Source organism: Microcystis sp. M53602_WE12 (assembly GCF_030065455.1).
Lineage (GTDB): Bacteria > Cyanobacteriota > Cyanobacteriia > Cyanobacteriales > Microcystaceae > Microcystis > Microcystis aeruginosa.
The window spans coordinates 1-3,941 of sequence record NZ_JASJFB010000749.1 but is presented as its reverse complement, the minus strand read 5'-3'; the positions used below and the strand labels follow the sequence as shown (position 1 = coordinate 3,941).

The window sequence follows — 3,941 nt, the reverse complement described above, 5'->3', positions numbered from 1 at the left end:
GGCAATGCGGTGTCGGTTGCTTTCCAAGGGTTCACCATCATCAAAAATTAAGTCTGTGGGGGGTGGGGGGGGTTCCCAGAAGTCCTCGAAATCTTCTTCTATCAGTGCCGGAGAGGTGGCAGTTTCGTCGCTTTTGGCAATCGTCATTTTTTCGGCCTCTCTAGGTGGGAGTATCCATATTTTTGACTCTCGATCGATTCTATGATAACTTCATTGCCAACTTGATCATCTTTGCTCAAAAATATTGATGAATAAGCAAAAATTTTTTAACTCGCCGCAGTCTTATTAGCAGCGTTTGCGCCGAAGTGCCGAAGCTTGAGATAATCAGATAGCTATCATCTCAAAAACTATCACCATGACGATCGATCCGCAACAACTCATCGAACTAGCTCTCACATCGGGAGCGGTGGCAGCCGAAGTTTATCAATCTTCCTCCCTTTCCCATCCCGTTTTTTTTGAGGCTAATCGTCTCAAACAGCTAGAAAGTTCCGAATCCGTGGGAACTGCCTTAAGATTATGGCGCGAGGGTTGTCCAGGGTTAGCGGTGGGTTATGGTGATGTGGAACCGGAAATTTTAGTAGAAACAGCGTTAAATTTATCCTATCTCAATGCCCCGGAAGAAATCGAATTTTCGGCACCACGACAGGCAATCTATGACCCGATTGGGCAAGATGTGGCGGTAGAATCTTTAATCGAGATGGGTAATCAAATGATTGGCCATATTCGCCAAGTTTATCCTGAGGTTATTTGTAGTGGTGAATGGGAATGTGAACGGGAAATCACCCGTTTGGTTAATTCCCAGGGTTTATATTGTCAATATACCGATACAGCTTTGAGTTATTATCTGGGGATTGAATGGGTACGGGGGGAGGATTTTCTGGCGGTTTATGATGGGGAATATACTCGCAGTACACCTCATCCCGAAACGGTAATTAAACAGTTATTGCAGCGACTACAATGGGCAGCAAATAATGTGGATAGTCCCACGGGTAAATTACCAATTTTATTGACTGCTAATGCAGTTACCCTGTTATGGGGTACGGTGGCGATGGCTTTAAATGGTAAACAGATCTTAGAAAAGTCTTCGCCCTGGAGTGATAAAATCGGTCAATTGGTGATGTCAGAAAAGTTGACTTTATCCCAACAACCAGACCGAGAACCCTATAGTTGTCCCTTTGATGATGAGGGAACTCCTACCAAATTTTTATCTTTAATTGAGGGAGGTAGAGTTAAAGAATTCTATAGCGATCGTACCACAGCCAGACTATTAAAAACTACTCCGACGGGGAACGGTTTTCGTCCTAGTTTAGGGGTTTATCCCATGCCGGATTTGGTTAATTTAATCGTGGCACCGGGAGAGGGAACTTTAGAGGATTTAATCTCGCAAATAGATGAGGGCCTAGTTATCGACCAAATTTTAGGTCATGGGGCCGATATTTCTGGCGATTTTTCTGTCAATATCGATCTGGGTTATCGCATAGAAAAGGGCAAAATCACCGGACGCGTTAAAGATACAATGGTGACGGGAAATGTTTATACGGCTTTGCAGAATTTAATCGCTCTGGGGGCCGATAACCAATGGAATGGCTCCTGTTATACTCCCTCGCTAATCGTTGATAGTTTATCGGTGGTGGGGTAAAAATGTGGCGTTGTCAAATTGAAAGATGCTCCTAATCAGCACCGGAACTGAAATCACTAGGTGTAGGGCTAATTCATGAATTAGCCCTACAATAGGCGTTGTCAAATTGAAAGATGCTCCTAATCAGCACCGGAACTGAAATTAACTCCCCCTACTTTTTGGGGTTAATTCTTTGGAGCTTTATTTGACCTGAAAAGAGGGGGTTTGCAGGCAGGCACGGATTCCCATTCTATAAGAAATTATCTGTCAAGTCGTGGGGTTTTGTCAAGCTTTTTGGGAAAAAAAATTTAACCGACACTCAAGGGGAGAAAATTGTCAGCAGAGATATTATTTAATTCCCCCTGTGAGTCGGTATTTTCTAGCTTGGCATTAACGCTTTAGTTGCCGAGGCACCAAGGCGATTTAATTGCCGATTAATTTGCCATCCGACGAGGGTTAAACCCAACCACTGACTGAAGATTGCCAAAGCGAAAGAGGGAAATGTAGCGTATTTAGTAGCGGCAATGGGAAGAAAAGTAAAAAACCATAAAAGCGGAGATTGACTGGGATTAACTCTCAAGACAGCAAAACAGAGGAAGGGGAAAATAATCAAAATGCCGATGCTAGTGGCTGCCAGCAAAGCGCGTTTATTTGTGCTGGCTAACATCAATAATTGGGCGATAGCGGCATAGACTAAAATCATGTTCATTGCCAAGAGAAACCCGGCTGCAGTGGCTAGTTTATATTGATCGAGAGGGGCGATAAAAATAGCGGGAAGAATGAATAAAATGGCAATGGCGACGTTAATAGCCATGGCTAGGGTAGAAGGACTTTTTTCGCCAAAGATTAAAGCTTTTCCCAGACTAATGCCCGTTTTTCCTTGCAAATGACGATAGCGAGTCCAATCTTGGAGAGTTTGACGGGGGGGAGTGAGGGCAAAAAGGATTAACAAGCCAAAAATTGCCACAAAAACGCTAAGAATCGCAAAATTATCGAAAATATAGCTCGGTTGCAGAGTTTGGAAGACAAAACCTAGGCTAATAGCGCTAAAACAGCCCATCATCCAGTAACTTTGGGGTTTACTAACAAGAGTAGCGAGGGGATTATGGAAGCGACGCTGGAGAACTCGGGTTAAACCGTAGGTACAGAGGGCAAAATTGAGCAAAATTAAGCTAATACCCACTATAACCGATTGCCAGAGAGATTGACCGTACCAACGCAGATCAAAGATTTGTGAGATTCCTAGATAGCGTACCGCATCGGGGGGGAGAAAAGTAGATTTAACTAGATAGGGGAGGACAAAACTAGGATTAAAGAGAATTAACCAATCAAAGGGGGTACGGGAACCACCATAGCCCGATAAAGTAAACATAGTGCTATAAAACACAAAGATTAAGACTGTAGCGCTGCCTAACCAGGGTTGAAATCCCCCTAACCATGGCGTGGCTAAAGCGAAACTAAGGGCGGCATGATAGAAAAAGGCACAACTAGCGATCAGAACCGCGTAGAAGGCTAAAATTAATGACAAGGGAATACCTGCTAATAAACCCGCCCCCAAGTGAAAGGGTAAAGCGAGAAGACAGACGAGATAGAGGAGAATGGGAACCCCGAAAATTTTGCCGATAAAAATTGTTCTGGCGGGTTGGGGACTCAGACGGATAAAATTAAGTGTACCCCGGCGTTCTTCCCCGGAAAGATCGGCGATTAATTGATAGGTTCCCACCACTAAAAGAGCGAAAATGCCGGTAATGCTCAGAAAAGTGAAGATATCTAACCACCATAACCGGGAGATAATCATCCATTCACCATTTAAGTCTTGGATGCAGTATTTAATCCCACTATAGTGATAATAATCGTTGTTATTGGGGGGATTAGCGGTACAGTAACGACTAAATCCCGCCGCTACTGGCAAGAGATTTTGATAGTATAAATAAACTAATAATTGACCAACTAGGGAGATGACTGAGGCGATCGAGATATTTTTCGGGGTTAATCTTCCTTGCCATTCTCGCATAATTTGCGGGTTGGTTTCCGTAAGGCGATCGATTATTGTCGCTATCATATTTTTGTCCTCTCTACAGCCGTTATCAGGAGCTAATCCTAGATTAACCCGGCAACTTCTCGATCGGTTCGGGGAGGAAGAAATCCATCGAGATGCAGCTAAAATACCGGGGAAGGGAATCAAAAAAATTTTACTTGCGGGTGAAAGAAAAGGGAAAAGTGCCAGACCCGGGAGCTTCTGTTTTACACTAGAATTTGGCCGCCTGAATCCAGATCTATGCCCACTCTGACCCTCAATTTTCCCCTGACTGCCGTTGTCGGC

Annotated in this window: 2 protein-coding genes and 1 pseudogene; 1 reads left to right on the top strand and 2 read right to left on the bottom strand. The window is 43.9% G+C overall.

Going from position 1 to position 3,941, the window contains the following annotated elements; all coding sequences use genetic code 11:
- Nucleotides 1-147, bottom strand: a pseudogene (locus PX482_RS28190) (Uma2 family endonuclease); the annotation flags it as partial.
- A gap of 208 nt (nt 148-355) precedes the next feature.
- Between PX482_RS28190 and PX482_RS23210 the strand changes: the two are divergent.
- Nucleotides 356-1,639 carry a TldD/PmbA family protein gene (locus tag PX482_RS23210; RefSeq protein WP_288095846.1) on the top strand — a complete coding sequence of 428 codons (1,284 nt, stop codon included), beginning with the start codon at nt 356-358 and terminating at the stop codon, nt 1,637-1,639.
- A gap of 358 nt (nt 1,640-1,997) precedes the next feature.
- On the opposite strand, the gene PX482_RS23205 is transcribed toward PX482_RS23210, so the two are convergent.
- Nucleotides 1,998-3,680, bottom strand: coding sequence for a hypothetical protein (locus PX482_RS23205; RefSeq protein ID WP_288095848.1), 1,683 nt, complete (start codon nt 3,678-3,680; stop codon nt 1,998-2,000).
- Nucleotides 3,681-3,941: the final 261 nt, after the last annotated feature.